The 23810-nt window shown below is 46.8% G+C and carries 31 protein-coding genes and 1 pseudogene; 9 read left to right on the forward strand and 23 right to left on the reverse strand.

The genetic code is table 11. The annotated features are described in order from the left end of the window. Positions 1-98: 98 nt before the first annotated feature. The 5 genes from ACSQ8P_RS20135 to ACSQ8P_RS20155 all read right to left on the reverse strand — a co-directional run bounded on the left by ACSQ8P_RS20135 (position 99) and on the right by ACSQ8P_RS20155 (position 4250). Positions 99-1031 carry a manganese-dependent inorganic pyrophosphatase gene (locus tag ACSQ8P_RS20135; RefSeq protein WP_436236809.1) on the reverse strand — a complete coding sequence of 311 codons (933 nt, stop codon included), beginning with the start codon at positions 1029-1031 and terminating at the stop codon, positions 99-101. A 126-nt stretch (positions 1032-1157) separates the two neighbouring features. Then, entirely contained in the window at positions 1158-1940 is a 783-nt protein-coding gene (locus tag ACSQ8P_RS20140; RefSeq protein WP_436236810.1) for a polysaccharide deacetylase family protein, read from the reverse strand. Positions 1941-2335: 395 nt separating this feature from the next. Next, on the reverse strand, positions 2336-2887 hold the full coding sequence (locus ACSQ8P_RS20145) for a DUF1697 domain-containing protein (protein WP_436236811.1): 552 nt from the start codon (positions 2885-2887) through the stop codon (positions 2336-2338). Between the two features lie 47 nt (positions 2888-2934). Beyond that, a complete protein-coding gene (locus tag ACSQ8P_RS20150) occupies positions 2935-3795 on the reverse strand; it encodes an HAD-IIB family hydrolase (protein WP_436236812.1) in 861 nt (286 codons plus the stop codon). Then, positions 3792-4250, reverse strand: coding sequence for a GNAT family N-acetyltransferase (locus tag ACSQ8P_RS20155; RefSeq protein WP_436236813.1), 459 nt, complete (start codon positions 4248-4250; stop codon positions 3792-3794). Before ACSQ8P_RS20155 ends, ACSQ8P_RS20150 begins: the two co-directional genes overlap by 4 nt. Before the next feature lie 169 nt (positions 4251-4419). Here ACSQ8P_RS20155 and ACSQ8P_RS20160 point away from each other — a divergent pair, with 169 nt between their 5' ends. The 3 genes from ACSQ8P_RS20160 to ACSQ8P_RS20170 all read left to right on the forward strand — a co-directional run bounded on the left by ACSQ8P_RS20160 (position 4420) and on the right by ACSQ8P_RS20170 (position 6476). Beyond that, positions 4420-5196 carry a threonine/serine exporter family protein gene (locus tag ACSQ8P_RS20160; protein WP_436236814.1) on the forward strand — a complete coding sequence of 259 codons (777 nt, stop codon included), beginning with the start codon at positions 4420-4422 and terminating at the stop codon, positions 5194-5196. A gap of 2 nt (positions 5197-5198) precedes the next feature. Then, positions 5199-5630, forward strand: coding sequence for a threonine/serine exporter family protein (locus tag ACSQ8P_RS20165; RefSeq protein WP_436236815.1), 432 nt, complete (start codon positions 5199-5201; stop codon positions 5628-5630). Positions 5631-5780: 150 nt separating this feature from the next. Next, positions 5781-6476, forward strand: a complete 696-nt coding sequence (locus ACSQ8P_RS20170) for a class I SAM-dependent methyltransferase (RefSeq protein ID WP_436236816.1) — start codon at positions 5781-5783, stop codon at positions 6474-6476. 25 nt (positions 6477-6501) lie between these two features. On the opposite strand, the gene ACSQ8P_RS20175 is transcribed toward ACSQ8P_RS20170, so the two are convergent. The 7 genes and pseudogenes from ACSQ8P_RS20175 to ACSQ8P_RS20205 form a co-directional block, all read right to left on the reverse strand. Then, positions 6502-6921 carry a hypothetical protein gene (locus ACSQ8P_RS20175; RefSeq protein ID WP_436236817.1) on the reverse strand — a complete coding sequence of 140 codons (420 nt, stop codon included), beginning with the start codon at positions 6919-6921 and terminating at the stop codon, positions 6502-6504. A gap of 185 nt (positions 6922-7106) precedes the next feature. Further along, positions 7107-7454, reverse strand: a complete 348-nt coding sequence (locus ACSQ8P_RS20180) for an ASCH domain-containing protein (protein WP_436236818.1) — start codon at positions 7452-7454, stop codon at positions 7107-7109. A gap of 88 nt (positions 7455-7542) precedes the next feature. Next, positions 7543-7716, reverse strand: coding sequence for a hypothetical protein (locus tag ACSQ8P_RS20185; RefSeq protein WP_436236819.1), 174 nt, complete (start codon positions 7714-7716; stop codon positions 7543-7545). Between the two features lie 108 nt (positions 7717-7824). After that, a complete protein-coding gene (locus ACSQ8P_RS20190) occupies positions 7825-8826 on the reverse strand; it encodes an aldose 1-epimerase (RefSeq protein WP_436236820.1) in 1002 nt (333 codons plus the stop codon). Between the two features lie 144 nt (positions 8827-8970). Beyond that, a pseudogene (locus tag ACSQ8P_RS20195) lies at positions 8971-9308 on the reverse strand (ribulokinase); the annotation flags it as partial. Positions 9309-9420: 112 nt separating this feature from the next. Continuing rightward, positions 9421-10524 (reverse strand): GntR family transcriptional regulator, encoded by a 1104-nt coding sequence (locus ACSQ8P_RS20200; RefSeq protein ID WP_436236821.1) that lies wholly within the window; start codon positions 10522-10524, stop codon positions 9421-9423. A gap of 93 nt (positions 10525-10617) precedes the next feature. Next, the gene (locus ACSQ8P_RS20205; protein WP_436236822.1) at positions 10618-11460 is read right to left on the reverse strand and encodes a helix-turn-helix transcriptional regulator; all 843 of its coding nucleotides are present in this window, start codon (positions 11458-11460) and stop codon (positions 10618-10620) included. A 111-nt stretch (positions 11461-11571) separates the two neighbouring features. On the opposite strand from ACSQ8P_RS20205, the gene fabF reads away from it, so the two are divergent. Next, a complete protein-coding gene (gene fabF / locus ACSQ8P_RS20210) occupies positions 11572-12807 on the forward strand; it encodes a beta-ketoacyl-ACP synthase II (RefSeq protein WP_436236823.1) in 1236 nt (411 codons plus the stop codon). Positions 12808-13043: 236 nt separating this feature from the next. Here the strand turns inward: fabF and ACSQ8P_RS20215 are convergent, their stop codons facing one another. Genes ACSQ8P_RS20215 through hrpB form a run of 3 tightly spaced genes read right to left on the reverse strand, consistent with a single transcriptional unit; the run spans position 13044 to position 16539 of the window. After that, on the reverse strand, positions 13044-13307 hold the full coding sequence (locus ACSQ8P_RS20215) for a hypothetical protein (RefSeq protein WP_436236824.1): 264 nt from the start codon (positions 13305-13307) through the stop codon (positions 13044-13046). Beyond that, a complete protein-coding gene (locus ACSQ8P_RS20220; protein WP_436236825.1) occupies positions 13300-14019 on the reverse strand; it encodes a lipase family protein in 720 nt (239 codons plus the stop codon). Before ACSQ8P_RS20220 ends, ACSQ8P_RS20215 begins: the two co-directional genes overlap by 8 nt. A gap of 33 nt (positions 14020-14052) precedes the next feature. Next, positions 14053-16539 carry an ATP-dependent helicase HrpB gene (hrpB, locus tag ACSQ8P_RS20225; protein WP_436236826.1) on the reverse strand — a complete coding sequence of 829 codons (2487 nt, stop codon included), beginning with the start codon at positions 16537-16539 and terminating at the stop codon, positions 14053-14055. 162 nt (positions 16540-16701) lie between these two features. Here hrpB and ACSQ8P_RS20230 point away from each other — a divergent pair, with 162 nt between their 5' ends. Together ACSQ8P_RS20230 and ACSQ8P_RS20235 are read left to right on the forward strand one after the other, a co-directional pair. Then, positions 16702-16956: a YpbS family protein gene (locus ACSQ8P_RS20230; RefSeq protein WP_056621204.1), complete on the forward strand. Its 255-nt coding sequence runs from the start codon at positions 16702-16704 to the stop codon at positions 16954-16956. Between the two features lie 14 nt (positions 16957-16970). Next, positions 16971-17135, forward strand: a complete 165-nt coding sequence (locus ACSQ8P_RS20235) for a hypothetical protein (RefSeq protein ID WP_157276792.1) — start codon at positions 16971-16973, stop codon at positions 17133-17135. A gap of 118 nt (positions 17136-17253) precedes the next feature. Here the strand turns inward: ACSQ8P_RS20235 and ACSQ8P_RS20240 are convergent, their stop codons facing one another. The 3 genes from ACSQ8P_RS20240 to ACSQ8P_RS20250 are packed head-to-tail and all read right to left on the reverse strand — an operon-like array spanning position 17254 to position 18489. Beyond that, entirely contained in the window at positions 17254-17889 is a 636-nt protein-coding gene (locus ACSQ8P_RS20240) for an NUDIX hydrolase (protein ID WP_436236827.1), read from the reverse strand. Positions 17890-17934: 45 nt separating this feature from the next. Further along, positions 17935-18189, reverse strand: a complete 255-nt coding sequence (locus ACSQ8P_RS20245) for a DUF2164 family protein (RefSeq protein ID WP_436236828.1) — start codon at positions 18187-18189, stop codon at positions 17935-17937. 15 nt (positions 18190-18204) lie between these two features. Further along, a complete protein-coding gene (locus ACSQ8P_RS20250) occupies positions 18205-18489 on the reverse strand; it encodes a Dabb family protein (RefSeq protein ID WP_436236829.1) in 285 nt (94 codons plus the stop codon). Between the two features lie 196 nt (positions 18490-18685). Here ACSQ8P_RS20250 and ACSQ8P_RS20255 point away from each other — a divergent pair, with 196 nt between their 5' ends. The 3 genes from ACSQ8P_RS20255 (at position 18686) to ACSQ8P_RS20265 (ending at position 20453) form a co-directional block, all read left to right on the forward strand. Next, positions 18686-18865: a hypothetical protein gene (locus ACSQ8P_RS20255; protein WP_436236830.1), complete on the forward strand. Its 180-nt coding sequence runs from the start codon at positions 18686-18688 to the stop codon at positions 18863-18865. 162 nt (positions 18866-19027) lie between these two features. After that, a complete protein-coding gene (locus ACSQ8P_RS20260; RefSeq protein ID WP_436236831.1) occupies positions 19028-20014 on the forward strand; it encodes a YpdA family putative bacillithiol disulfide reductase in 987 nt (328 codons plus the stop codon). Between the two features lie 133 nt (positions 20015-20147). Next, positions 20148-20453, forward strand: coding sequence for a hypothetical protein (locus tag ACSQ8P_RS20265; RefSeq protein WP_235549908.1), 306 nt, complete (start codon positions 20148-20150; stop codon positions 20451-20453). 64 nt (positions 20454-20517) lie between these two features. On the opposite strand, the gene ACSQ8P_RS20270 is transcribed toward ACSQ8P_RS20265, so the two are convergent. From ACSQ8P_RS20270 to ACSQ8P_RS20290, 5 genes are all read right to left on the reverse strand, one after another. Continuing rightward, the gene (locus ACSQ8P_RS20270) at positions 20518-21078 is read right to left on the reverse strand and encodes a DNA-3-methyladenine glycosylase I (protein ID WP_436236832.1); all 561 of its coding nucleotides are present in this window, start codon (positions 21076-21078) and stop codon (positions 20518-20520) included. A gap of 93 nt (positions 21079-21171) precedes the next feature. Further along, entirely contained in the window at positions 21172-21960 is a 789-nt protein-coding gene (locus ACSQ8P_RS20275) for a TatD family hydrolase (RefSeq protein ID WP_436236833.1), read from the reverse strand. Then, positions 21947-22723, reverse strand: coding sequence for an ABC transporter ATP-binding protein (locus tag ACSQ8P_RS20280; RefSeq protein ID WP_436236834.1), 777 nt, complete (start codon positions 22721-22723; stop codon positions 21947-21949). Before ACSQ8P_RS20280 ends, ACSQ8P_RS20275 begins: the two co-directional genes overlap by 14 nt. 19 nt (positions 22724-22742) lie before the next feature. Continuing rightward, positions 22743-23510 (reverse strand): ABC transporter permease, encoded by a 768-nt coding sequence (locus ACSQ8P_RS20285; protein WP_056621189.1) that lies wholly within the window; start codon positions 23508-23510, stop codon positions 22743-22745. Next, positions 23510-23800 (reverse strand): thiamine-binding protein, encoded by a 291-nt coding sequence (locus ACSQ8P_RS20290; RefSeq protein WP_056621187.1) that lies wholly within the window; start codon positions 23798-23800, stop codon positions 23510-23512. The genes ACSQ8P_RS20285 and ACSQ8P_RS20290 overlap by 1 nt, the downstream gene beginning before the upstream one ends. Positions 23801-23810 lie beyond the last annotated feature (10 nt).

Below are 23810 nucleotides of genomic sequence, written 5' to 3' on the forward strand. Positions count from 1 at the left end.
TCAAAGTATCCTCTTATCATACCAAAAGTTATCGGTATAACCAAAAAGCACCGTCCATTGAAATGAACGGTGCTTCTTTACAAGCTAGTGTACGTATCCTACAGGTTGTTGAAAATGTCTGTAAGCACAGGTACGATTTGTGATTTACGTGAAACAACGCCTTTAAGTACGGCTTTGTTATCAACTAGAGTTACGTTATAAGCTTTCTCAACTGCGTCTGCTTTACGTCCAAGAGCAAGACCTACGGAATCATTGTTCAAAATGTCCGTAACAACGAACAAGAACAAGTCAAGGTTTTTCTCAGCGATAATCGCTTGAAGCGCCGTTTCGATTTCAGCTTGTTGGGAAAGAACATCGTTCACATCAACCGCATTGACTTGTGCGATTTCTGCTTTGTAGCTGCCTAGTTGGAATTCTTTGGCATCCAAAGAAATCAATTGCGCAACTGTTTTGTCGCTCAGATCCGCACCAGCTTTCAGCATGTTCAGACCATAAACTTCAGCGTCAACGCCAGCAATAGCAGCGAGTTCACGAGCTGCAGCAACGTCTTGCTCTGTGCAAGTTGGGGATTTGAATAACAAGGAATCGGAAATGATAGCAGAAAGCATCAAACCAGCGATGTCAGCATCGATGGCAACGCCGTTTTCTTTGTACAATTTATTTAGAATCGTTGCTGTACAACCAACTGGCTCCGCACGGTAGTAAAGCGGGTGGCTCGTCTCGAAGTTCGCAATACGGTGGTGGTCTATAACTTCCACTACACGTACTTGATCGATGTCGTTAGCGCTTTGTTGGCGCTCAACGTGGTCAACCAAGATCACATTTGCTGCTTCGTTAGCAACAGTTTGAACTTCACGTGGAGCGGCTACTTTAAAAGTATCAAGTGCAAATTGCGTTTCGCCGTTAACGGAACCAAGACGAACTGCTTCTACTTCTTGACCTAATTTAGTTTTCAGTGCTGCATAAGCAATTGCTGATGTGATTGAATCAGTGTCCGGATTTTTATGTCCGAAAATAAGTGTTTTTGACATTGTAGACTCCTTAAACGACATATTTTAGTGAGAATAGGAATTATCTCTGTATACGATTATACTCAAAATTCTGGGTAAATTCACTAGTAAACTCGGAAAGCATAAATCCACTAAAGAAGATCTCGCTTACTTGGACGTATCTTCGGTTAATTGCTGTACCCAATCTTCGAATGGTTTTTGACTGTCTACGACGATGCGATGAAGCTGCAGCGGGGGTTGATCCGACGATGCCCAGCCCTCTAAAATTGTGAAGGCGTACCGAAATTTCGCCTTTCGTAACAGCCTTAACGTCGTACGGTTGTAATCACCGTACGGATAAGCGAACGTATCCGCTGGTTTCCCCAGCTCTTGCTCGATCTTGTCGCGTGCAGCGAGTATCTCTACGCGCTGCGCTTTTTTGCTGAGCTTGGGCAGATGCGGGTGCGTCACGGTGTGTGACGCAATATCCCAGCCTGCTGCGCTCAGCTCATGTATTTGAGGCCAGGTGAGGTAACCTGGCGTATTGACCAGGCCCGTCGACAAGTACAACGTCGCCGGGAATTTGTGCTTCTGGAGGATGGGCAACGCCACCTCCGCGTTATTGGCATAGCCGTCATCGAACGTGAGCAGCACGGGGTGAGCCGGTGACGGCATCTTGTGTTCGAGGACGCTGGCGAATTCATCCAGCGTCAGAGGCGTGAAGTGATGCGCGGCCAAATAGTCCATTTGGCGTGCGAACGTATCGGGGTGGAGCACGTACGTGTTCCCCGGGGCCACCCCGATGCTATGGTAGTTCAGCACGGGGATAGCGACCCCGTGCTTGGCCTCCTCTGCGGAGGCCAGTGCTCCTGCTGTTGCGGCGTAGCTCGCCAGCAGGAGCCACGCGAACAGCAAGGCTGCGCGCACTTTCTTATTTTTGCAAAGGTTCATCTTAGGTTGCCTACCTCTACCTGAACATAAATGTTCACTGATTGATCTCCTAAGCGTCCCCCATCAACTCGTCGAATATGCAAAAAATCCCAAGTACAATAGCTACTTATCAACACTTTATCACTGTTGACAACGTTAGCGATTAACTGGGAACTGTATTAGTTCGATATCTCCAAATTAAAACCAGGATTACTTGTAATAAAGGACCAATAGTCCGATTCTGCCGAACTATTTAGCCATTTTCCTCGCGTGAGGGTTGTTTGGCTCGATTTAGTTCGGCTATTTCGGACTAATTGGTGCTGGTAGGTAATAAGTCACCCGTGACAAGGCTATCGAAGATCTGTAAGTCGATTGTTTCGACTTACACGAGCGCGACCTACGCTTTGGAGGTCACTCTATATTCCCGTTTCCCCCGCTAACTGAATTAACTTATTCACGGTTTCCCAATTCCGAGTGGTCGCAGCCACCCCTAGCTTCTTCTCTATGAAGTTGTTACTGAATTTGGAGTCGCCGTAATTTTTGCGAATGAGTAGATACACGGTTAATCCCTTGACGTGGTACTCGTCCACTTCACTCTGCGCTGCTTCTAGCTTAGCAAGAGACGCCGTTGTTGGAGCTTGCGACAAGAAGGTGACATATCTTTGCTCATTCTCATCCACATTCACAGTCGCATACGGTGTGTCCTGTACAATCTCTTGCAGCTCTGCCGGTGTGCGAATAATGACAGGAATGTCAAACGTAAGCTGTTCCTTCAACTCATAAACGATCCGATCACGAAGGATCGCAGTATCGACTTCATCAGCATTAAAAATCACATTCCCACTCTGAATATATGTACTTACATGCGTAAATGCCATCGATTCGAACAGCTGCCTAAGCCTGTCCATTTTAATAATTTTCTGACCACTCACATTGATTCCACGCAACATAGCGACGTACCGAGCCATATTACACCCTCCCTTTTCACTCATTCGACTCACCAATTCCCACGAACTTACCCTACTTCATTCATACGCATCCCATCCATGCAGGCAGCAATATATACAGCAACGCCATCCTCATCATTACTCACGACAATCTCATCCGCCATTTGCAAAATCTCAGGATGCGCATTCGCCACTGCAACTTTACGACCTGCCTCTAGGAACATGCCAGTATCGTTCAGATTATCACCGAAGACCGTCACTTCCTCGGACGTACAGCCAACAAGCTCAACCCATAACCGCAAGCCCATCTGCTTATTTGCTTCGGGATGACTGAACTCAAGGAAATAGTGCCCTGCAATGTAATTATCCTTCATCAAATGAATGTGGACCTCTGACCCCATCACTTCCTGAACTGCAGTTTTCAATGGAAGTAGCTCCTCCAACAGCCCGATATACGTCAGAATCAACGTTCGCAATGCTTTCGTACTGCAGAGCTCATCCACCTCTCGAAATCTCGGATCATTCGGCCGGCTAGCCAGGAATTGAAGCTCCCCCGTACGTTCCAACTTCTCATGTTCTACCCGCTCGTTATCCTCCTCATCGAGTGCAAACAACAACGGTGTTATACCCAATCTTTTGCCCATTTGAATAATCGCATTACTCCGATCACTATCCAGCCAACGTCCGCCTAGTACCCGCTTCTCTATTGGATCAAACAACATCGCCCCATTGTACAAAACGAGTGGATACCGCCACGGTATTTCTGAAACGACAGCATGCGAACTCTGATAGCTACGTGCAGTTGCGTAACTAATGACCGCCCCCTGCTCAAGCGCTTGCTTAATGACGTTTATAGTATTATCAGATGGCTTCGCATGGGAGCTCAACAAGGTTCCGTCCAAATCGCTTAAGAAATAGTCTCTTTTCATCCGATTTTCTTCTCAAAGCATAAACTACTCTTGCTTCCTATGTACTCCCCAAAACAAGCGATCGAGTAATACCCGCATTTGGTATAAAACGCTACGGCTTCTGGTTGTGCTTCACCAGCTTCCAATCTGATCGTGTGGTGACCAAGTCGCAACGCCTCTTTTTCCAAAAATGCAAGTAAATTCGTCGCAATTCCCTGTTTGCGATACGTCGAGTCAACGAAGAAACGTTTCAACTCTGTACAATCCTGATCAATTGGACGCAGCGCTCCACAACCAACAGGAATGTCATTCAACAGCGCCATCGCAAACGTTATCCGTTCAACCGAGGGATCATTAAAATCAACAAAATAAATCTCCTCAATTGGGTATCTCGCCATTAAATCTTGATCCAACTTCGCTATTAATTCATGTAAAATTGGATCCGTATGATGAACAAATTTTATTTCCAAACTCATGTTCAGTCCTCCAAGTCCCTTGTTCTTCTCTGACTTCATTTTTATCCAAGCATTATATCATAAACGCATGGAAAATTTGCCTATTCCTCATTCCCCTCTGATTTTCAATCGCAATCAATATGATTTATACTAAGGTCAATTATTTCGAAATAGAAAGGATACGGATCACATGGCGCAGCAGCCTGCAGCGACGAATTATGAAATCGCACAAGTGTGTTTACTCGCTGGTAAAATCATGCTGGAAAACGGCGGCGAAACCTACCGGGTTGAAGATACGATGACCCATGTGGCCGAGGCCTTTGGTATTCCAAATTCTCATAGCTTTGTCACGCCTACAGGCATCATTTTCTCGATTGATGGGCCTGAACAGACGACCCGACTCATTCGCATCTCATCTCGATCAACGGATTTACGGAAAGTAACTGTGGTCAACGCTATTTCTCGCAGAATTAGTCAAGGAGAGCTATCACCAACAGCGGCGTATCTGGAGCTTGAGGCTCTCAGTGCCGATACACGAAGATATCCCGCATGGTTGCAGGCTTTGGCCGCTGCGATCGCGAGCGGTTGTTTTCTCATTATGTTCCAAGGTTCTTGGTTAGACTTCTTCCCGGCCTTCCTTGCCGGTGGAGCTGGTACGATATCGCTAACTTTTTTCCATCGTTTAGTTCCGATCAAATTTTTCGCTGAATTTCTCGCGTCATTAATCATTGGACTTATTGCCTATCTAACGGTAAAAACAGGGCTTGGTCATAATCTGGATAAGATTATTATTGGCTCCGTCATGCCGCTCGTGCCTGGGCTGTTGATCACCAATGCTGTACGCGATTTAATGGCAGGACATTTCGTATCTGGTGTGTCCAAAGGCGCGGAAGCATTCTTGACCGCATTCGCCATTGGCGCAGGAATAGCGTTTGTATTGACATTTTATCCAGGGAAGGGGTTCTAGTAATGGACATGTTGGAGCAACTCGTAACAAGCTTCATTTCAACTTCCGCTTTCGGCATCATTTTCAATGTACCTCGTAGAACACTTGTGCAATGCGGGTTTGTTGGGATGATTGGTTGGATGCTCTATTTCTCTTTTCAAAAAGTATATCTGGATCCCATCTTGGCCACACTCATTGCGGCTTTTGTTGTCACGATTATTTCTCAATTTTTCGCGAAAATATATAAAACACCTGTCATCGTATTTAGTGTCTCCGGGATCATCCCCCTAGTCCCTGGTGGACTAGCCTATGACGCCATGCGTAATGTTGTTCAAAATCACTACGATGTCGCTGTACAGCTCGCTGCGAAAGCTTTTTTGCTCTCAGGCGCAATTGCCATTGGACTGGTGTTTTCAGAAGTCATTAACGTGTTGTTACGACGAACAAGAACTTAATTTGAGCAAAAAAAATGAATAACCATCTAATTATTAATAGTTTTTACCTATAACTTCATGTCTTTTACATCTTGGATTTTTTCCCAGTTGCCCTTTACACTAAGGGTATAGAACAAATACGCCAAGGATTGGAAATGGAGCTGAAGACATATGAACGACAACGCTAACCATCACATTTTAACGAAATTCGATGAAATTGCTCAAAAGTATGACAGCCAACGCAGAAAGTTGATTCCTTGCTTCGATGATTTTTACAATACGGCCGCTTCTTTAGTCCAATTAGACCAGAAAGCCCCACGTATTCTAGATTTAGGAGCAGGCACAGGGCTTTTCTCATCCTATATCCTGCGTTCGTACCCGCAAGCGCGGTTAACCTTGATTGACCTGTCGCCAGGTATGCTTGATATTGCCAAAGAAAGATTTGCTGATGCTGGAGCTTCGGAAGTGATCTACCATGTCGGGGATTATTCGTCTTTCGAAGATGTACAGCCTTATGATGCCATTATCTCCTCCCTCTCCATCCATCATTTGGAAGATGAGGCTAAGCAAGCTTTGTATGCTCGTATTTTCCACTTATTGAAGCCAGGCGGAGTCTTCGTCAATGCAGATCAAGTTTTAGGAAAGACACCCTTCCTTGATGGCTTATACCGTTCGGACTGGGTCGCTAAGATTGAAGCCACGGATCTATCCCCAGAAGCGTTGCAAGCCGCCTACGAGCGTACGAAGCTGGACAGAATGGCTCCACTAGATACGCAGCTTGACTGGCTTCGCGACTCCGGGTTTACGGAAGTGGACTGCGTTTACAAGTCCTATAATTTTGTCGTGATGTTGGCTAGAAAACTTTAATTTGAAGGCTTGTCGCCGCTATGCTTTACCAAATTGATGGCTTGGACACCATGAACCACATCATCGCAAGCGTAATGATCACATACATGATCAATGCTTTACGCAACTTATTTACGAGGAAATTACGATCTTCGTGCGGAGCTTTGAGCTGGCGCAACAGCGGTGAGAATGCACGTGCAATGAAGTAAAGAGATGCGACCATAATCAGGACCGTTGCGACAATCCAGGAGGTTTTCCAACTCCAGGCCGTAATCCATGTCAGAAGAATACCCGTCGCGACCAACACATGTCCTGCGTGCTTCGTCAGTCGAACAGTAATCCGAAAGGGCTCTAAGTAATCAGGCAGCTGCTCGAATGGTGCTCTACGAATAAGAGCTAATAAAGGAAACAGGACGAAATAAGGGCCGATGCTTAATACAACGCTGAAAATATGAATATAGAGCATGATAATATACCAAGACAAGTTGATCATCCATTCTACCAGTAATCAAAAATAAACGGCTGCCCCGTCCTCTTCGGACGTATCAAAGTGTTTATCCAGAAATTTAGCCGATTTATTATGTGAAACATATGAAATCTAATATTTGTGAATAAACCGTGTGAATCCAAGGATCCACACGGTTCTTTGTGTTATTCGGCTTTTTTAAATTCGTGTACCCATACTTTCATCTGTGGCAGCCAAGGCATACCTGGATGCATAGCAAGAATGCTGTCGCGATACTCATCAACGGTTTCGTGACCTTCTTGTTTCGCATGCTCAGATGTAAGCTCACCCAAAGCTTGCTGATACACGTTGGTTACTGTAAAGGTTGTGCCTTGCAAATCCATGGTTTCACCAATATCCGCATAACGTCCATTGCGACGACAAGCCGTTTTTTGGCCAGCAAGCACTTTGCTTACTTCTGCTTCTTTCGTTACAAGTCGATCGATGGAACACGTTTTTGGTGGTAAAGTCTCATTTACGTTCGTTTCACTCATATTGTTCCCTCCTTTTGCCAGTTTTCATTATAGCGAATCCGCTTCACTTTGTCGAACTGACACATTCCTTCGGATCCAATAGCAGAAGTTACTCCCTCAAAGCTTCCTTCAGTTTCGTTGACATACTCTCCATTGAACCAGACGCAGGAGGCTTAACACCGCGCAGACGCGCGATTTCCGCCTTTAATCTCTCATTCTCAGACAATAACGCCTCAACCTTGGCGATCATCTGATCTCGATCTAAGTGCTCCCACTTCCCCATCCTTATCCCTCCTAGACTCAAAAATACCCCCTCCTCGCAAATCGATCATCCCATCGGATTCTCTCCATGCATCAAAGGGGGTGGTTCCTATTGCTAATCATGTAGCAATTATTTCGTGATTTTGATCGTATATAATCGCGCAGTTTCTTCCCAAACTTCACCTGGTTCTAAGGAAACAAGTCCGATTTGATCGGCAGGCAGCTCCACATTCGGCGCATTAACCAAATTCATTTGCGGCTCTGGGCAGAAGAAACCTTCTGTTTTGCCATTGTTCCAGATCATCCATTGCTTATAGGAAGTCCCTACATCATAAACTAGTTTGATGCCTTCACGTGCATCTGTCAATGCCATGAAGTTGCGGCTATTTTGCGGAACACTCGTATAATGATTATCCATACCTTCAAAGAATGGCGACAGCCCGCCAACTTTCATTTTCTCTTCATCCGCAGATAGAGCTTGATATTCACCCGTTGGCAGCATACGCTCGTTCAACGCCCAACGCTCGCCGATCGTCATTTGGAACGTATAATCCGAAGGTTGGCTATTGACAGCAAATGGTGCGTTAATCGTTGTATGGAACGCCAACAAGCACGGCATCGCTTCATTGCCTTCATTATGTACGGAAATCTGTTGATGCAAACCTTGCTCATTCAAGGTATAGATCAAGCGGATCGTAAAGTCAAAAGGTAAAAATTCATGAACGGAATGTCCTTCGCGCACACGCAAAGCTAATGCAACGCGACTTTCATTGCCATCACTGCTGAAATTCTCAACTGCCCATGGAATATTATGTACAAATCCGTGCAGATGATTACCTGTCTTGGGTTCATTGACTGGGAATTGAAATACCTTCCCATTCCAAGGGAATTTACCATCCTCATAGCGATTCGGCGGGAATAATACAGGAATCCCATGAACGATTGGACGCTCTTTAAACGCTTCCATCTCTTCCAGCGCAGGCTCGCGCAAGAAACGGTATTCCTTCTCTATATCACGGAAAGCAATCAGATTTGCACCAACATCTGGCAAAACTACCGCTTCATAACGCCCAGCTTGCAGCCAAATCGCTTGTTCTCCGTTGTACGTTCCTTCATATGCTTTGGTAGACATCTCTTCATTCTCCTCCTAAATAACTGCTTATCCTTTGTCCAATATTTGGACGGACACAATGATTTCACTTTAGCCCATGTGTGCGAAAAAAGTCAATGGACGTAAATTGCTTTTATATAGACAAATGTGACATTACAATGCGCCGTATCCGCCCTCTTGCAGCATATGACAAATGGATTTGTATCCTGCTGTACAGCTATTGCGTACGATCTCGGATTGGCCAGTCATTTGAGACACAACCCAGTCCGTCGCTTCTAAGAAACGATCCGCTTGCTCATAAATGTCATGCGCTTCGTTCAAAATTTGCCAAACTTTTCGCAATCATCCATTCGGAAGAAATTTTACCGCCGTAACGCGCTAAGAAAGCTTCCCCTCTGCTCGCTGCAATCTCATTAATGAGTGTAGCTTCATCTTGTGCGGCATGATGCTTCCAAAGCTTTACCCAGATTTGGTTTAGCCGCAAGTGCCGGTTCGAAGCAAAGCAACACCAATCGCATATTTCTTCGACATAGGGAGCCTCCTTCAAAATTGCACCTGTTGCTTGATTTTAGTATAGCACTTGTGCGTACAAGTTGACTATCCCCATTTTGAAATTTACGGAATGCGAATTGTTGACTCTCGGATAACCAGTTCAGGCTTGTACACTTTCCCTGTTTCACTACCGATTACTCGCTTATTCTCAATCATATCAATCAGAATACCTGCTGCATCGCTGCCGAGTTCTGTTTTGGGATGTGAAAGTGACGTCAATTTCACTTCGGTTGCCGTTGCAAGATTCGAGTCATCAAATCCGATTAAAGAGATGTCTTGTGGCACCTGCATGCCAATTGTACGTACAGCTTCAAGCAGATGAATCGCAAGCTCATCATTATAGCACACGAAAGCTGTTGGCCGTTCCTGTACAACATTGAGTTCCAGCATGGTAATTGCGCTAGCAAACGGCTTTTGACGCTTCTCCTCCGTCGTATAATGAATGACGAATTCTGGAAGCAGCGGAACCTGGTAGTGATGATGAGCGCGTATAAAGCCTTTTAACCGATTCACACCTTGTAAATCATCCGTTTTGAAAAAGCCCGCTAACCGTCTGTGTCCCAGCTTAATCAAATGCTCTGCCGCCTTAAATCCACCATCTTCATCATCCACAGTTAAGGAAGGACAGTTCATCTCGGGGTATCGCTCATTAATCATAAGATAAGGAATATGCTGGTAATCTAAAGACAAGTAATAGCTAAGATTCGTGTTGCCCTCCGCACTTTTCGTCGGCTCAATGATAAGTCCACTCAGAGGCTGACTCATCATCATATCCAAGCTTTCTCGTTCTTTCGATTTATCGTTATCCGTTGAAGAGAGCAGCAGTCTATAGCCTCTCGCTCGTAACGTGGCCTCTGCTCCTCTAACAATATGCGGAAAAATATAGTCGGAAATATAGGTCGTCAGAATGCCTATCGTTTGTACATCGCGTGATTTTTGCGTTTGTGGCGTAGAGACGAAGGTCCCTTTGCCTTGCATCCGATACAGCCAACCTTCTTTCTCCAGTTCACCAAACGTCTGTCTTACCGTCTGACGACTCATCAGGAACTGTTCAGCAATTTCATTTTCGGATGGCATTTGATCATTCGGTTTAAGCCTTCCTGTATGTAACCAGGATAAAATTTCCTGTTTCAATTGTTGATATTTCGGTAATTTCTTTTCCTTCATACTTCACCTCAGGGCTTTGATTGTGGATTATACCACCCGTTCAACTTGTATGTACATATTTGTGTGAAATGACGCAATTGTGAGAATTGGATGCTATTCACCTAATTTGCTCATGAGCAGTCTAATCTTCATATCTGTATCTGATCCGATGGATGGTGTGTACACACTGCATCTCAGATCCGCTCGGCCTTGCACCTGCAAGGTCGTTAGATCAAACAGCATTTTCCCCACTTTCGCATGTCGAAATTCAATGAAAACGTCAGGCGCGGTGCTGACATCACTCTCATTCCAAAAGACACGAAAATCCTTGCTCCGCTCACTTAATTCCTCAATAAATTCGCTGTACCAATTATCCCCCACATATTGTCCATAATAGGAACGAAACATCGATAAGAAGCCCTTTGCAAAGTCGCTCCAGTTGACCGCCAGTGCTTTTAATTCTTTCCGTGTAAAAAGCAGCCAAATCATATTGCGCTCCACCTCTGGGAGTTTAGCAAAGTCAAGAAAAACTGCCGCAGCCGCTTGATTCCAACCAACAATGTGACATCTGCGATCCGAAACAATCGTGGGGCAATCATGAAGCTCCGTCAAAATCCGATTCAAAGCCGGACTTATCGTTGGTCTTTGATCAACAAAGGTCGTTGGCGCAGGTTGTTCCAACGCTAAACTAAACAAATACTGCCGTTCATCCTCATTGAGTTGTAAGGCTAATGCAATGCGATCAAGTACTTGTACGGACATTTTGATGTCTCGTCCCTGTTCCAGCCAGGTATACCAAGTGGTACTCACTCCTGCAATCGTCGCGACTTCCTCTCGACGCAAACCCGGCGTACGACGCCTGCTGCCGCCTAATAATCCAACTTCATGCGGTTGGATGCGTGACCGATGCTGCGTTAGAAAGTTAGATAATTCCTGAAGCCTCTCCTTCGTGTTCATGCCAGGTTTCCTCCTCAGCCTAGTATCATAGAAGCCATTATACCAGTATAAACGGTAACTTGTAATAGGATACGTAGTGTGACATTCTAAATAAAAAAGGAGGACGACGCGATGAAACGTGTGGTTATAACAGGTATGGGAGTCATTACACCATTAGGAAATCAGGTGGATACATTCTGGGGGAATTTGACGAAGGGGCAATCTGGCATTTCTAAAATAGAGCATTTCGACACATCCGATTACAAAACGAACTTCGCTGGTGTTGTCCGGGATTTCGATGCCGAAGCCGCTGTTGGTCGTCGCGAGGTGCGCCGCATGGATCGATATTGCCAGTTCGCCGTTGCTGCAGCTAAACAAGCCCTCGATGACGCTGAACTTACAATTGATGCCTCCAACGAAGAACGCGTTGGCGTCTATATCGGCTCAGGCATTGGCGGCATTCAAACGATTTTGGACAACTATCGAACACTGCTTACTCGCGGCCCAAGCCGAGTCAGTCCGACCGTTGTTCCGATGATGATTGCCAACATGGCTGCAGCACAGGTTAGCATCTTGTACGGCGTCAAAGGGCCTACATTGGCTCCCGTTACCGCCTGCGCAACGGGAAATAACGCCATTGGCGAGGCCTTTAAGCTCATCCAGCGCGGAGGCGCAGATGCCGTCATTGCCGGTGGCGCTGAAGCGACGGTCACCGACCTCGCACTTGCGGGCTTCGGCAATGCCACCGCGTTGTCGACGCGTTGCGATGCGCCGGAACAGGCAAGCCGCCCGTTCGACGCGCAGCGCGACGGATTCGTCGCCGGCGAAGGCGCCGGCGTATTGGTCTTGGAGTCGCTCGAGCATGCAGAGCGACGTGGGGCTCGGATCCATGCCGAGATCGTCGGCTATGGATCCACCTCGGACGCCTACCACATTGTGGCGACCGATCCTGATGGCTCGGGGGCTTACCGAGCCATGCGCGAAGCGCTGGTTGATGCGGGGATCGACGCGTCGGAGATCAGCACCATCAACGCGCACGCGACGAGCACCGTCGCAGGTGATCTCTCCGAGACGCTGGCGATCAAGCGTCTCCTTGGCCGCGGTGCTTACGACGTGCCGATCAGCGCCAACAAATCCATGATCGGCCATATGCTAGGCGCCGCTGGCGGTGTCGAGGCCGTTGCCCTGATCAAAACCTTACAGGACGGCCTCATCCCCCCAACCATCAACTTGGACAACCCAGATCCACAGTGTGATTTGGATTACGTGCCCCATGTGGCGCGACGTGCGGAGCTTCAGTATGGGCTGTCGAGCTCATTTGGCTTTGGCGGGCATAATGCGGTGTTGATATTGAAGAAGTTTGGGTGAGCGGGGAACGGAACATCACAGCTTTAACTTCGGTATAATGACAATTTTTAAATAATGTCAATTGTAATATGTAATTAGGCAGTTTTGAAAAAAAGCACTATACTTCCCACACGCACATCGTATCACTGTATCAGCTAGTATCAGCACCTCTAACCACGACAAAAACCCGCGCAATAGCGCGGGTTTACGTGTAGTAACCTTCTCTCTCGAGAGAGAGAGACAAATGTGTGGTTGACTTACTTCGCCAACGTTTCCCGCGCTGCGTTAACAAGCAGATCGAAATGCTCATCTTCCTCTAATAATTCCTCAACAGCCTCGATATCCTCTTCTTTGCCGGATTCACGTAAGAAGTGAAGGGCGTAGCTCCAGTCGTTTTTGCCTTTAGTGCTTTGGAGCGTAATTTCGTACGGATGCTCATGGCCTTCGACTTTAAATTCGACGTGTCCGAGGTAGCCATCTTCCTTGCTGTGTTCCATACTTGCTTTTAAAATTTCAATCATGTTCAACATCCTTTTCAATTGTTTGTAGCCATGTCCAGATTGCGTTCATGGTGGTTTGTAGATTTGTTGCATTTTCCCAAATATAGGGATTGTGATCTCTAAAATAATCAGCATGGCTTCCGATGATCGGGAGCATTAGCTGGTGAATCGGTGCATGCTTCACACGGTTCCAGCCGTGAATTCCTACGCGTGTTCGGCTCCACCCGCCCCAAGTCCCCAGCCGAGGGATGGGATCTCGGGATTGATTTTGTGGATTTGTAGCCTGTACGTACAATACTTTGTTTTTTAAGGATGCCGGAATTGCACATCTCGGTGATCCAATTTGGATGACTCCAAGGATGTCACTGCCGTGATGTTCTAGTTCTTTTGCTGCCAAGATTGAGGCTATGGCACCAGCGCTATGCCCAATGAAAAGCAGTTTTTTCCCCTGCCCCCTTGTAGAAACGACGAATTTGAGCAAGCTTTTACCACCATGAACCGATTTCTTTCGGTGGGCATTATGCCACATATCACGTACGATTTCCTTCAACTGACCTCGCTTTGAGCGATCCCAATCGCCATACGGAAAGTGAACATGAACGCGCACACGCTTGCCAGCTTGCTCATATCGCGTGGCTAGTTTTACTGCAAAGTCATCCAGGAAGTTAGACGCGGTTGCAAATCCAGCTGAAACATATATAACGATATCTTCGGTATCAGCGTGAATTGTCATGACTTGCTCCGTTCTTTTCTAGGATACATGGGGTTAGGTTCTTGGCTTTGCACGGTTCGTCGGAATCGCCGCCATAGGATCATCCGGCCAGTAGTGCTTGGGGTAGCGGCCTTTTAGATCTTTTTTCACTTCGAAGTAGGCTTCCCGCCAAAAGCTAGCCAAATCCTTCGTCACCTGCATCGGCCTTTGTGCTGGCGATAACAAGTGCAAAGTGACAGGCACCCTCCCTTTAGCTATTCGAGGCGTATCTGCTAATCCAAACATCTCTTGCAAACGTACAGATAGCGTCGGTGACTCCATGTTGCTATAGTCAACGGGGATTCGCGACCCGCTTGGCACTTGAATGTGTGTAGGCGCCCATTCGTCTAACGAACGTCGCTGCTCCCATGTTAGCATTTCTTCTAATAGGCTTGTCAAGTTAAGGCGGCTCAAAGCTCCTTTACTTTTCAATCCATACAGATGCGGACCCGCCCAATCCTCAAGGGTTGCCAACAAGGCTTCATCCCGAAGATCTGGCCAATTTTCCGTAAAACGATGTAGAAAAATACTGCGTTCCTGAAGTTGACGCGCCGATCGTGTCCAAGGCAGGACGTCTAAGGATTCCGAGCGTATCCCTTCAAGCAAGGCTTGTAGGACGAGATCTGGATTGGGTTCCTGAAGCGGTTTATCTTTGAGTGTGAGCGCACCGAGCTGCCACCGTTCTCTAGCTCGCACAGACCCCAGCGTACGATCCCACTCTACAACCTGTTCCTTACGGATGTGAGCTTCAAAAGCTGTGAACAACTGCTCCTCCTCCAGAGGAGCAGCGAGATAGATCCGGCTCTCGACGCCGTTATCGTCCAACTCCGCTGCGACGATATACCGCTCGTTCGAGAGCGGCTGCAGCTCCGGCAGAACGGCCCCGCGGCCGTTCGCGAGCGTAAACCTCCCCGCCGACCGTCGCTGCGCGACACGGTCGGGGTAGGCGAAGGCGAGCAGCAGTCCGCTCGCCTCTGCACGGCCCTCGCTCGGCCGCACGCCGAGCGACTGCATCAAAACCTTTGCCTCCGCCGCGATGCGGCGGCAAAGGCCAAGGTCCACACCCTCGCGCGCGTCGCCTTGCAGCGCGCACCAGAGCACTTCGATGCGGCTGCGCACATCCGCATCCCTCTCGGCGGCGCGCATGAAATCGCGCTCGCTGAGCATGGCCGCGAGCTCGCACGCCAGCGAGCCGAGCTCAAGCGGGATGGCTTGCAGCACCATGTGCGCAAGCCGCGGGTGCAAACCTAACGCCGCGACACGCTTGCCGTGCGGCGTTAGGCTCCCGTTCTCGTGCAGCGTGCCTAGCTGCACGAGCAGGTCCCGCGCCTGCTGATACGCAGCAGCAGGCGGTGGGTCTAGCCAGACCAGCGCAGCAGGGTCTGGCGCGCCCCAGGCGGCAAGCTCCAGCGCCAGCGGGGCGAGATCAGCTTCGCGGATCTCGGGCGTTGAGCTCGGCGGGAGCTGCCGATGCTCGGTCTCGGTCCACAGGCGGTAACACACGCCTGGACCGAGACGCCCTGCTCGGCCTCTGCGTTGATCAGCAGAGGCGACCGACACCGGCACCGTCGTCAGACGGGTCATGCCGGTGCGGGGCGAGAATCGCGGCACGCGCATGAGGCCGCAATCGATCACAACCGTGATCCCCTCGACCGTCAAGCTGGTCTCCGCGATTGAGGTGGCGAGCACGACCTTGCGATGGCCTGGTGAACGGACGGCTGACAGCGCTTGGTCTTGTGCTTCAACCGATAGATTCGCATACAAAGGTGTGATTTCTACTTCCCCACCTAAGTGTAATGCCGCAAGCCCGTTCGCAACACGATGGATTTCCGCCGCACCTGGTAGAAATACAAGTAAACTACCAGCGTGCTCACGTAACGCTTGCCCAATGCATGCGACAACAGTGGGCTCTATTCTCCCTACAACTTTCTGATGAAGATAATGAGTCTCAACTGGGTATGTCCGGCCTTCACTCTCAATAATCGGCGCATCATCTAATAGTGCAGAAATCTCATTCGCTTCCAAGGTAGCGGACATCAGCAATATTCTTAAATCATCACGAAGCAGCGTTTGTGATTGACGACACAAAGCAAGCCCGATGTCTGCGTGCAAGCTGCGCTCATGAAATTCATCAAATATAACGATACCCACTCCATCCAACGCAGGATCTTGCTGCAGCATGCGAGTTAGGACACCTTCCGTGATAACTTCAATGCGTGTTTTTGGACCAACACGTGTATCATTTTTCACCCGATAACCAATCGTCTGACCGACTTCCTCACCTAACAGCTTGGCCATGTAACGCGCTGCTGCGCGAGCTGCAAGTCTCCTTGGCTCGAGCATTAGAATTTTTTGGCCTTGCAGCCACGAAGCCTCCAATAGTGCCAATGGAACTTGCGTTGTTTTACCCGCGCCAGGCTGCGCGATTATGATTGCACACGTTCGTTCTTGTAAGGTATTTACTAGTTGTGGGAGTATTGCGGTTATGGGTAACACATTCATGGGGTTCACTCCGAGCTCTCTATCTTATTAATGCCATTAAATGTTAGCGCAATGAATGAAAGATCACGATTTGTTCATCTGTTTTCTGTTTGGAAACCTGTTCCTTCGCATTTCAATCGTGTATACTAGAAGACAATCTAGTCACTAAAGGAGAACTTTAACATGAATGTACATGAAGCGATTTCCAAACATTCGAATGCACAGCATTTGCATCTCGTTCGATTTGCTGAGCTTGATGCGCAGCGAGAGCACGCCATTGACGCGGCTGTCGATTTGTGCAAACGCGGGCTGCCATTTAACGTTGATGCCATCAACGCGGTTACGGCCCAAATTATCGCCCATGCCCAAAAAGGTATTTCTCCACTCCGTTCCCTTGTTACTGAGGATATGGTTCGTGATTACGTAAACAAAGGGTAAGGAGATACATTTCCATGGGTGTACTAACTTTTATTTCAATGCTTATCATGGGATCCGCCTTCAGTGCTGGATTCTTGCTCTTGTTTAAGCAAAAAATTGCATGGGGAATTACCTGCATTGGCCTCTCCATCGTGTGTTACATCGCGTATGTCTACGTTGCGAATGCCTATTTCGTCTAAAAGATGCTGCGCACTACGAGAACCGATCAGATCAACTGATTCGGTTCTTTTTCATTCATGTCTTCATGAGTTCATGAGTTCATGAGTTCATGAGTTCATGAGTTCTGTGTTAACTTTCTCACTTCCAGCCATGTTCCCCCATCTTTTGGAAAATAAGTTCGAAATATGCGGTAGGATGAGGCACTACTTCCTTCAATGAAATCGGCCATACGACATCTGCGTACTCGCCGTTACTTCCTCTTTTGAAACCATTTGCAGTAATCTCCGCCCGTTCACCGCTAACGAGTTGTTTAAAATCCGAGACGGTCACAGCGAATAGTCCAGTCACTTCATCCGGCTGCAGTTCATAGCTCCTTAACGATTGATCACAGCGATAAAGGAAAACATGACAGAACTCACGATCAATCAGCGTATCCGAAATCAGATCCTCCTCCGCAAATACACCACAGGGAATTAAATCTTCGAAGACTACGGCGAGCCCTAATTCCTCCTCCAGCTCCCGTGTCCCCTCTTCGACTGTTTCACCAGCAGCTAGATGCCCTGCACAAGAGATATCCAGTAAATCTGGGAACAGATCTTTGTCAGGATGCCTTAGCTGAAGCAAAAGCTTCGGTACGTTCTCTTCCAAGCTGACAATCCAGCATTGAAAGGTCTGATGCCATAGTCCCTTGGCATGAACCTCGGAGCGAGGCGCCACGCCGAGCCAATTCCTTTTTGCATCAAACACATCAAACTGCTCTTCCGACTTCTTCATTACACGTTCCCTCTCCAATCAGGCTCTTGCTTGAGAAAATAGACGTTATCTCCGAGTAAGCTTGGTAACTTTCATCGCGTAGAGATCGTCCTCTAGCACGGTCATTCGGTCTCTGACACCTTTAAGTGCATCCTCAATCGCAAGGTTATAAATAGGAGCGGTTAGCTGATGAAGCATGTAGTCAATCAATTGTTCTGCTGCAATTTGACCTACGGTTACCCCAAGTTCTACATCTAAATGTTCCTGCAAATCAATGATTAGCGAGTCTTTCTCATCCTTGGGTAATTTCAAAACTTTCATCTGAACGTCCCCCTTTTACTCGAAAATTTGAAAATCGATTTCCTGGAAGGAGCTAACTTCTTTCATCCAACGCTCAGCCACATACTGGGTATGTACGGGGTGATTATTATAAGCCTCATAAGCGGCATGATTTGCAAAAACCATAGAGAAACCGTAGTCATAATCTGCTTTAACACTTACTTGACGTAGCACTTCGAATTGCTCAACACCAGGGATTGTTGTTAGCTCTTCAGCGCTGATCTTCAGGAATTGCTCGGCCTTTGCGTTATTTTTACCTGCATGCAATTTGAAAACTACCATATGTCTAATGTTTGACGTATTCATCCTTAACATCTCTCCTTTTCCATATCATCTTCGCTTATTATAGCGGATTTTGCTGCAAGGAACTATATGGACTCTCACTCCTGCTTCAACGTGTCTAAAAAAGGGAATAAAATCCTTCTCTTTAGAACACATTAACCGAGTACTGTAAATCATAAGAAAAGGAAGTGCTCCTATGGTGGAAAATAAGAAACATGATGGCAACTATACAGGTACTACGAATACGAATGCGAAGAATCAAGATATGGCTTTCGTGAATGATACGTTGGAAAACGCGCCAAGCACAACTTCAATCAATCTCGCCAAAGACGATATTAGTGAAGAAAATGAAGAAAATCAACTGAACCAAAAATAATCGGCTTTATACATATAGAGCAGTCATTCCGTGCCTTCCTAGGAGGCGGAGGCTGCTCTATTTTCGTTAATTCGACTTATTTTCAGCGGTTTTCAAACTTGGCATCTCTTACCTCGTGCGCTACTATAGACTAAGAAGCTTGTATTGGAGGAGGTTGCTACGTTGGAACAAGTTATTGTTATTGGGGCGGGTCCTTGCGGATTATCGGCGGCTGTTGCTTTAGGACGCGCTGGTCTGTCACCATTGCTCATAGAGAAAAGCTGTATCGTGAATGCCATTTATTTATACCCTACGTATTTGCAATTTTTCAGTACACCGGAATTATTAGAGATTGGCGGTTATTCCTTTACGACCCCGCATGATAAACCTTACCGCCAAGAAGCGCTGGTTTATTATCGTGAAGTCGCTCGCCGTGAGCAGTTACGCATTCGATCTTATGAAGAAGCTGTTCGGATTGAACAAGTGGAAACTGGATTCAAAGTTCATACGTGCGATCAATTTGGCAATAAAGCTACTTATGATACGCTTAAAGTCGTTGTAGCTACCGGTTATTTCGATCATCCGAACATGCTGGGTATTCCTGGTGAAGAACTTCCGAAAACGACCCATTACTACAAAGAGGCACATCCTTATGCAGGAGCAAAGGTCGCGATCATCGGCGGTAACAATTCAGCCGTGGATGCGGCCATGGATTTGCTCCGTGTTGGTGCTGATGTGACTGTCGTCTATCGAGGGAAAGATTTTTCCGCCAATATTAAACCATGGGTCCGTCCCTTATTTGAAAGCATGGTGAATAAAGGGCGTATCCGCATGTGGTTTGACGCTCAGGTAGAACGTATTGACGAAAAAACTATTCTCGTGCGAAAAGGAAGCGATCACGTCACTCTAGAGAATGACTTTGTTCTTGCCTTAACCGGCTTTCGGCCGGATCGGCAGCTACTTACGGATATTGGCGTTCAGTTTCATGAAGAAACGAACGCACCGTTGGCCAACCCCGATACCATGGAAACGAACATTCCCGGTTTATATGTCGCAGGTGTGGTCGCTTCTTCCAAATATGATGCGAACGAGATCTTCATCGAAACAGGTCGTTTGCACGGACTTTCCATTACCAAACATATCGTTAACGGACAGAGCCATCAATCTTAGAGATTGGTGGCTTTTTTTATCTTATTCTATGAAAATATTTCCTTTTTTTCAGAGATTCCTCTTCCATTACGAACACTTGTTTGTTATAATGAAAACAAGAACAAATGTTCTAATAGATGAGGAGGTTGTTAACATGATGAACCCCAGTCACAATTTCCGTTTTATCGAAAGAGATTATTGGTATCAGAAGGCATTGTGTGACACTGACCATCTTTTGCCTGCACAGATCGATGACATGCTTGACGAAGCACACACCTACTATGCCGATTACACGTTCAAGTTTTATGACGACGGATCGGTGACAATCATAGATAACGACACGAACAACCGTATTAAACCTAAGGAACTTACTGGCGCTGTTTATGATTTCTACATTCGCAAACGGATTTATATGATTAAAGCCAATTTAATAGAGAAACAACTCCAACATGCCAATTGAAGCACAATAAGGCCATCTGATTCGGACAATTCGTCCTTCAGATGGCCTTATGTTTTACTTCATGCTATTCCTTGTGATAACAGAAGCAGCTTTGGCTATGATCATTTACCATGCCCACTGCCTGCATGTAGGCATAACAAATCGTTGAACCTACGAATTTGAACCCGCGCTTTTTTAAGTCTTTACTCATACGATCTGAGATGTCCGTTTTGGCAGGTAACTGACGACTGTCTTCCCAGTTATTCTTGATGGTTTCGCCACCTACGAAGCTCCAAATATACGAATCAAACGTGCCGAACTCTTGTTGAACCTTCAGAAAGGCCTTCGCGTTCCCAACAACGGAAGCTATTTTCAAACGATTGCGCACGATACCGGGATTTTGGAGTAAATCCTGCAGCTTCGCCTCATCATAATTCACGATCACGTGCGGATCAAAGCCATCGAACGCTTCCCGATAGTTATCACGCTTCTTCAATATTGTATACCAGCTTAAACCAGCTTGAGCGCCTTCCAAATTCAGCATCTCAAACAAGACGCGATCATCATGTACGGGAACTCCCCACTCATGGTCATGGTAATCTTGATATAAAGGGTCTTCGTTGACCCAACCGCATCGGTTTGTCATGTTATTCTTTCACCTCATCCAAATATCGAACATGCGTTCTATTTCATTATAAAGCGAAGGCGAACACTTGTCCAGTTAGATTTCGTGAAGTCCTCATGACAACTGATAAAAACGGTGAGTGTTTTGAAGAAGAATCGCAGCCGTTTCTGGCACGGCTTTCCCCTTTAACTCAGCAATTTGTTCAATGACGGCGTGAATCATACGAGGATGCGTCTCATCACCTGCGAAAGGGCCCTCGAACGGCCAAGGCCCATCTGTTTCCACCATTATGAGCTCCAAAGGATAATCACGAACAAGTGTGCGTATTTCTTCTTCGTAGAGAACATCAGGCGTAATCGAAATGGCATAACCAGCTTCAATCATACGTTTGACTGTTTGGCTAGATCCTTTAAACCAATGGAAATGTGCCCTCTTGAGCCCATATTTCGCTAGTAGATCACATACAATCTCGGCGTCCTCATACACCGCATGCAGCACAACAGGCTTGTCCCACTCGGCAGCAAGTTGCATGAAACGCTCCAACAGCTGAATGTACGGTGCCAAGTCGAAGACTTGGCCCGCCTCTTCTACTTCATGTCGTGTGTAATAAGGCAGCCCAACTTCGCCAACCGCGATCATTTCACTTGTATGCTCACTCATCCAGTTGACTAATTCCTGCAACTGATTTTCCGTCGGCAATTCCTGTTCGGGATGAAACCCATATGCCGCATAGATACGATCTGGGGCTATTGACTGCAATTGCTTTGTGGCTTTACATGATTCCAAATGTCTGGACACAGCAATTAAGGCCTGCACCTGCGAAGCATCCAGATCTGCAATAATCGCCTTCGCTGACTCTTCGTCGTACATATCCAGATGAATATGCGCATCAATGGCTGACATTGTTTGTTTTCTCCCGTCGCAATAATCCTTGAATATGCTGTCTTAGTGCTATAAACTCAGGTTCCTGCATGACAGCTTCCTGACGCGGTCTTGCAAATGGTACCTTCAACTCTTCCAAAATACTTGCAGGCTTATTGGACAGCACATAGATACGATCAGACAGAAATAGCGCTTCCTCGATACTATGGGTGACAAATAAGATGGATCGTTTATTTTGCTCCCATATGTTAATCAACCACGCCTGCATATCCAGCCGTGTTAAGGCATCTAACGAACCGAAAGGCTCATCTAAGCACATGAGCTCCTGTGGACATAATAGGGCTCGTAGAAATGAAACCCGTTGCTGCATCCCGCCTGAAAGCACATGTGGGAGCTCTCTTTCATATCCGCCTAAGCCGACTTTGGGCAGCCATTCTCTCGCTTTGGCGATCGCAGAGTTGCGTGACGCTCCAGCCACTTCGTTCCCAAGCGCGACATTTTCCTCAATAGAACGCCAAGGAAACAGAGCAGGTTGCTGCGGCATGTAGGATATCAACCCTTTTTTCCCAGTCACCTTCTCCCCATCCAGCCAAACTTCACCAGATGTCGGCTGAACGAGTCCGCCAATGATATGAAATAAGGTACTCTTACCACTGCCAGAGGGTCCAATGATGGAAACGAATTCACCTTCCTCGACATGAAGATGAATATCCGCAAGTACGGAAACTTGCCCCTTTTTATTTGGAAACGCATGGTGAATCCCTGTAAGCTTCAATTTGCTCATGGTCACAGCTCCTCCTCTCCTACGAAGAACGTTTGACGTTCCAACGAATGATGAGCTTCTCAAGCCCTGCTATGAGCCAGAAAAAGAGTAAACTCAGGATCACAATGATCCCGATTGCAACAAATTCCCGATCCGCACGGAAGGCTGATTTTTGTAAAATCATATAATAGCCAAGCCCTACATTTCCGCCCAGCCATTCGGCAATAACAGCCCCCATCACACTGTAAGTAGCTGATATTTTGAGCCCAGTAAACAGAAACGGCAGTGCATGAGGCAGCTCTAATTTATAGAAAATTTGGCGTTTTGATGCACCAATCATTTGCATGTAATTGTACATGCTGCGATCCGTCTGCATAAAGCCATCTAGAGTTGACATCGTCACAGGGAAGAAACAGACAAGTGAAATCAATATAAGTTTAGGTAAAAGTCCAAAACCAAATAATATAATTAACAGCGGACCCAGTGCGATTACAGGGATATTTTGAGATAAGATTAGCAGTGGATAGAAACCTGCCTTAACGAAAGGAAGCCTATGTAGTACGCTGGCAACTAGAACACCACCGATGGCTCCCACACTAAAACCAATGCACATCAAACGCACGGTAGCCCACATATGCATCCACACGCGCGGCATATCTGTGGTACCGTCTCGCCATATTTTGAGCGGGCTCGGAAGCAGCCAATCTGCGGTTCCTCCCCAAGTGACAGCAAGCTGCCAAATAAACAACAGAAGGATGACTACCACAAGTGGCGGCCATCCTGCTTTGATCCAGCGATGGATGTTCATTATCTGTACTTCTCCGTTAACTTGTCCATCGAGGCTCCAGACGGATTGAAGTAAATTTTCACCTGAGAAATGACGTTCGGGCTGCCCATGTCAATCATGGCCGTGTTCATATCTTGGATAATTAGCAAGAGTTGATCCAGTTCGCCTTCCATCGTCGTCTCCAGTGGAGACACGAAATATTTAACTCCTGACTTCGCGATCACTTCGATCGCACGGTCTACATAAGGAATTACATCTTCGCCATTCACGGTTTTGGGAATGATTTGAATGCTTACAAGTGCATTAGCCATTATTGGAATT

It is taken from the genome of Paenibacillus sp. LjRoot153, assembly GCF_964253085.1.
Lineage (GTDB): Bacteria > Bacillota > Bacilli > Paenibacillales > NBRC-103111 > Paenibacillus_E.

Excerpts from the sequence above, each read along its gene's own strand:
- ACSQ8P_RS20135 (WP_436236809.1), bottom strand. The coding sequence starts at position 1,031 with ATGTCAAAAACACTTATTTTCGGACATAAAAATCCGGACACTGATTCA.
- ACSQ8P_RS20140 (WP_436236810.1), bottom strand. The coding sequence starts at position 1,940 with ATGAACCTTTGCAAAAATAAGAAAGTGCGCGCAGCCTTGCTGTTCGCG.
- ACSQ8P_RS20145 (WP_436236811.1), bottom strand. The coding sequence starts at position 2,887 with ATGGCTCGGTACGTCGCTATGTTGCGTGGAATCAATGTGAGTGGTCAG.
- ACSQ8P_RS20150 (WP_436236812.1), bottom strand. The coding sequence starts at position 3,795 with ATGAAAAGAGACTATTTCTTAAGCGATTTGGACGGAACCTTGTTGAGC.
- ACSQ8P_RS20155 (WP_436236813.1), bottom strand. The coding sequence starts at position 4,250 with ATGAGTTTGGAAATAAAATTTGTTCATCATACGGATCCAATTTTACAT.
- ACSQ8P_RS20160 (WP_436236814.1), top strand. The coding sequence starts at position 4,420 with ATGGCGCAGCAGCCTGCAGCGACGAATTATGAAATCGCACAAGTGTGT.
- ACSQ8P_RS20165 (WP_436236815.1), top strand. The coding sequence starts at position 5,199 with ATGGACATGTTGGAGCAACTCGTAACAAGCTTCATTTCAACTTCCGCT.
- ACSQ8P_RS20170 (WP_436236816.1), top strand. The coding sequence starts at position 5,781 with ATGAACGACAACGCTAACCATCACATTTTAACGAAATTCGATGAAATT.
- ACSQ8P_RS20175 (WP_436236817.1), bottom strand. The coding sequence starts at position 6,921 with ATGCTCTATATTCATATTTTCAGCGTTGTATTAAGCATCGGCCCTTAT.
- ACSQ8P_RS20180 (WP_436236818.1), bottom strand. The coding sequence starts at position 7,454 with ATGAGTGAAACGAACGTAAATGAGACTTTACCACCAAAAACGTGTTCC.
- ACSQ8P_RS20185 (WP_436236819.1), bottom strand. The coding sequence starts at position 7,716 with ATGGGGAAGTGGGAGCACTTAGATCGAGATCAGATGATCGCCAAGGTT.
- ACSQ8P_RS20190 (WP_436236820.1), bottom strand. The coding sequence starts at position 8,826 with ATGTCTACCAAAGCATATGAAGGAACGTACAACGGAGAACAAGCGATT.
- ACSQ8P_RS20200 (WP_436236821.1), bottom strand. The coding sequence starts at position 10,524 with ATGAAGGAAAAGAAATTACCGAAATATCAACAATTGAAACAGGAAATT.
- ACSQ8P_RS20205 (WP_436236822.1), bottom strand. The coding sequence starts at position 11,460 with ATGAACACGAAGGAGAGGCTTCAGGAATTATCTAACTTTCTAACGCAG.
- fabF (WP_436236823.1), top strand. The coding sequence starts at position 11,572 with ATGAAACGTGTGGTTATAACAGGTATGGGAGTCATTACACCATTAGGA.
- ACSQ8P_RS20215 (WP_436236824.1), bottom strand. The coding sequence starts at position 13,307 with ATGATTGAAATTTTAAAAGCAAGTATGGAACACAGCAAGGAAGATGGC.
- ACSQ8P_RS20220 (WP_436236825.1), bottom strand. The coding sequence starts at position 14,019 with ATGACAATTCACGCTGATACCGAAGATATCGTTATATATGTTTCAGCT.
- hrpB (WP_436236826.1), bottom strand. The coding sequence starts at position 16,539 with ATGAATGTGTTACCCATAACCGCAATACTCCCACAACTAGTAAATACC.
- ACSQ8P_RS20230 (WP_056621204.1), top strand. The coding sequence starts at position 16,702 with ATGAATGTACATGAAGCGATTTCCAAACATTCGAATGCACAGCATTTG.
- ACSQ8P_RS20235 (WP_157276792.1), top strand. The coding sequence starts at position 16,971 with ATGGGTGTACTAACTTTTATTTCAATGCTTATCATGGGATCCGCCTTC.
- ACSQ8P_RS20240 (WP_436236827.1), bottom strand. The coding sequence starts at position 17,889 with ATGAAGAAGTCGGAAGAGCAGTTTGATGTGTTTGATGCAAAAAGGAAT.
- ACSQ8P_RS20245 (WP_436236828.1), bottom strand. The coding sequence starts at position 18,189 with ATGAAAGTTTTGAAATTACCCAAGGATGAGAAAGACTCGCTAATCATT.
- ACSQ8P_RS20250 (WP_436236829.1), bottom strand. The coding sequence starts at position 18,489 with ATGGTAGTTTTCAAATTGCATGCAGGTAAAAATAACGCAAAGGCCGAG.
- ACSQ8P_RS20255 (WP_436236830.1), top strand. The coding sequence starts at position 18,686 with ATGGTGGAAAATAAGAAACATGATGGCAACTATACAGGTACTACGAAT.
- ACSQ8P_RS20265 (WP_235549908.1), top strand. The coding sequence starts at position 20,148 with ATGATGAACCCCAGTCACAATTTCCGTTTTATCGAAAGAGATTATTGG.
- ACSQ8P_RS20270 (WP_436236832.1), bottom strand. The coding sequence starts at position 21,078 with ATGACAAACCGATGCGGTTGGGTCAACGAAGACCCTTTATATCAAGAT.
- ACSQ8P_RS20275 (WP_436236833.1), bottom strand. The coding sequence starts at position 21,960 with ATGTCAGCCATTGATGCGCATATTCATCTGGATATGTACGACGAAGAG.
- ACSQ8P_RS20280 (WP_436236834.1), bottom strand. The coding sequence starts at position 22,723 with ATGAGCAAATTGAAGCTTACAGGGATTCACCATGCGTTTCCAAATAAA.
- ACSQ8P_RS20285 (WP_056621189.1), bottom strand. The coding sequence starts at position 23,510 with ATGAACATCCATCGCTGGATCAAAGCAGGATGGCCGCCACTTGTGGTA.
- ACSQ8P_RS20290 (WP_056621187.1), bottom strand. The coding sequence starts at position 23,800 with ATGGCTAATGCACTTGTAAGCATTCAAATCATTCCCAAAACCGTGAAT.